This window comes from Mesorhizobium sp. M7A.F.Ca.CA.001.08.2.1 (assembly GCF_003998455.1).
Classification (GTDB): domain Bacteria; phylum Pseudomonadota; class Alphaproteobacteria; order Rhizobiales; family Rhizobiaceae; genus Mesorhizobium; species Mesorhizobium ciceri.
In genome coordinates this window covers 1-2,716 of the sequence record NZ_RZPW01000797.1, presented here as the reverse complement: position 1 = coordinate 2,716, position 2,716 = coordinate 1, and the positions used below count along the sequence as shown (strand labels likewise).

Here is a 2,716-nt window from a genome sequence, read left to right as displayed (position 1 = left end):
GTATGAACTGGTCGGGCATGGCGAGGAGATCGAAATCGACGGCGAGACGATGTTCGCGGTGCGCTCCAAGGGCGCCGTGTTCCCGATCATGCCGGCGGACCAGTTGAAGCGGTTGAGCGCGTGATGGACCAGGCGACGCCGGCGCCGTTTTCATCCGCGGATTTTCGCGCGCGCTTTGCCGTGCAGCCCGATGCGCATGCAGGCGACGACGACTATGGCGACCATCGCTTCAACCCCGGCCATCCGCGCCTCAACCAGGGCAAGGCGCTGCGCAATGCCGCGGTGCTGATCCCGGTGGTCGATCATGAGGGCGATGCGACGGTTCTTCTGACCAAACGGGCCGAAAAGCTGCGCAGCCATTCGGGGCAGGTGGCCTTTCCCGGCGGCACTATCGATCCGACCGATCCGAGCCCTGAGGCGGCGGCGCTGCGCGAGACCTTCGAGGAGATCGGGCTTGGCCGAGATCGCATCGAGATCATCGGCCGCATGCCCGACTATGTCGCCGGCAGCGGCTACCGCATCGCCCCGGTGCTTGGCATCGTGCGGCCCGGTTTCCAACTGACGCTCAACGCAGACGAGGTCGATGCCGCTTTCGAAGTGCCGCTGCGCTTCCTGATGGACCCGGCCAACCACAAGCGCGACAGCCGTATATGGAACGATCTCGAATGGTTCTTCTACGACATGCCTTACGGCGACCGGCGCATCTGGGGCGTCACCGCCGGCATCCTTCGTACTCTCTATGAAAGGCTCTATGCGTGAGTGTCTCGATCGCGGGCAGGGCCGATTGGCTCACCGACAAGCATCTGCAGCGCCTGCTGTTCGCACTGGCCGAAGGCGGTGAAGAGGCGCGAGTCGCCGGCGGCGCGGTGCGCAACACACTGATGGGCCAGCCGGTCGCCGACATCGACATCGCCACCACCTGCCTGCCGCAGGAAACCCTCCGCCGCGCCGAAGCGGAAGGGTTCAAGGCGGTGCCAACCGGTATCGAGCATGGGACAATCACCGTGGTTGCCGGTGGAAAGCCCTATGAAATCACCACCTTGCGCGCCGATATCGAAACCGACGGGCGGCGCGCGAAAGTGTCGTTCGGGCGCGACTGGAAGCTCGATGCCGAGCGGCGCGACTTCACCATCAACGCGCTCTATGCCGAGGCCGATGGCAAGGTGGTCGACCTGGTCGGCGGCATTGCCGACATCGAGGCGCGCCGGCTGCGATTCATCGGCGACCCGGAAGCGCGCATTCGCGAAGACTACCTGCGCATCCTGCGCTTCTTCCGCTTCTTCGCCTGGTACGGCGACGGACGGCCGGACGCCGAGGGGCTGAAAGCCTGCGCCCGTCTGAAGGAAGGGCTGGCCCAGCTTTCGTCCGAGCGCATCTGGTCGGAACTGAAGAAACTTTTGTCGGCGCCCGATCCGTCACGGGCGCTGCTTTGGATGCGGCAGGCAGGTGTCTTGACCGCGGCGCTGCCGGAAAGCGAGAAATGGGGTATCGATGCCATCCATGGGTTGGCCAAGGCCGGCAAGGATCTGGGCTGGGCACCCGACCCGCTGCTCAGACTGGAAGCGATCGTGCCGCCCGATGCCGCTCGCATGAAGTCGCTCGCCGAGCGGCTCAAACTCTCGACCGCCGAAGCGGATCGCCTGCGCCACTGGGCGCTCGCCACCGCCGTCGAGCCGAAGACGACCGAGGGCGAACTGGCAAAAAGGCTCTATCGCGGCGACCGGCAGGGGTTTGTCGACCGTCTGCGGCTGTCGCTTGCGGCAGCCAGGATGCGCGCCGTCGAGGACAATGAGGCGCTGCTCGAAGCCGGTGGCTTTTCGCGCCTGCTTGGCTTCGCCACCAAATGGGAAAAGCCGTTGTTTCCGCTGAAAGGTGCCGATCTGACGGCGCTCGGCGCAACTCCAGGCCCGAAACTCGGCGAAATCCTGAGGAATCTCGAAGCGGAATGGGTCGAAGCCGGGTTTGCCCCTGATCGCGACGCGCTCCTCAAGCGCGCCGCCGAAGCCTTGCAGGCCGGGTAGATCAGGCCGCGTCGCGGGTCTTTTCGATGCGCGAACGGATCGCCTCGATCATCGTCTCGCGGATGACCGTCTCGCCATGTGTCTCGCGCATGTGCTCGACGGCACGGCGCATGACCTCGGCTTCCTCGTCGGCACGTGTGTGCCAGTCACAGCCGGGCACGAGCGACCCGCAGTGAAATTCCTTCATGAGATTTCTCCTTTTCCTCCGTGGAGCCTGGTCGAGGCTCCGGCACTTTTTTTGGCTCATGTCCGGTTCCAGGGTTGAAACCGCGGACCGCGAACGGGTGAGAAGCATAACACAGATGGGGTGGTATTGGTTGCCGTCAACGGCAAAAGGGCGGAGCAGCATCGCTCCGCCCTCTAAACACTACCCCGAAACAGGGCCAGACATCGTCTCGTCCCGTTTTGGCGGGCAGGCCTTCACTTGGCGATCTTGACAGCCTCGGCAATCTTTTTCTTGCCGCTCATGTCCCATGAGACACGGACTTTTTCACCGACCTGCAGGCCAGGATCCTTGAAGGTCTTGGGAAGCGTAAAAGACGATCCATCGTCGAGGACCAGGCTCATGGCCGTCGTGTCAAAGGTCTTGATCGTCCCGGTGGTGTGCTTGACGGCGGCGAACGCCACCGAACCGGAAGCGAGAAGGGCAGCGGCGGCCGTCGAAACAATGATCTTGCGCATTGCGAAGTACTCCT

4 protein-coding genes and 1 pseudogene are annotated in these 2,716 nt (G+C 63.9%); 3 read left to right on the top strand and 2 right to left on the bottom strand.

What is annotated here, in order from left to right:
• The 3 genes and pseudogenes from EN914_RS39500 to EN914_RS31095 form a co-directional block, all read left to right on the top strand.
• Positions 1 to 124 (top strand): annotated as a pseudogene (locus tag EN914_RS39500) (DUF1285 domain-containing protein); the annotation flags it as partial.
• On the top strand, positions 124 to 759 hold the full coding sequence (locus tag EN914_RS31100) for a CoA pyrophosphatase (protein ID WP_024504546.1): 636 nt from the start codon (positions 124 to 126) through the stop codon (positions 757 to 759). The pseudogene EN914_RS39500 and the gene EN914_RS31100, both read left to right, overlap by 1 nt.
• On the top strand, positions 756 to 2,021 hold the full coding sequence (locus tag EN914_RS31095) for a CCA tRNA nucleotidyltransferase (protein WP_024504547.1): 1,266 nt from the start codon (positions 756 to 758) through the stop codon (positions 2,019 to 2,021). Before EN914_RS31100 ends, EN914_RS31095 begins: the two co-directional genes overlap by 4 nt.
• Position 2,022: 1 nt before the next feature.
• On the opposite strand, the gene EN914_RS31090 is transcribed toward EN914_RS31095, so the two are convergent.
• The gene (locus EN914_RS31090) at positions 2,023 to 2,208 is read right to left on the bottom strand and encodes a DUF1059 domain-containing protein (RefSeq protein WP_013529972.1); all 186 of its coding nucleotides are present in this window, start codon (positions 2,206 to 2,208) and stop codon (positions 2,023 to 2,025) included.
• A 233-nt stretch (positions 2,209 to 2,441) separates the two neighbouring features.
• A partial coding sequence (locus EN914_RS31085; RefSeq protein WP_245497879.1) for a DUF1344 domain-containing protein occupies positions 2,442 to 2,716 on the bottom strand: 275 nt, incomplete at its 5' end.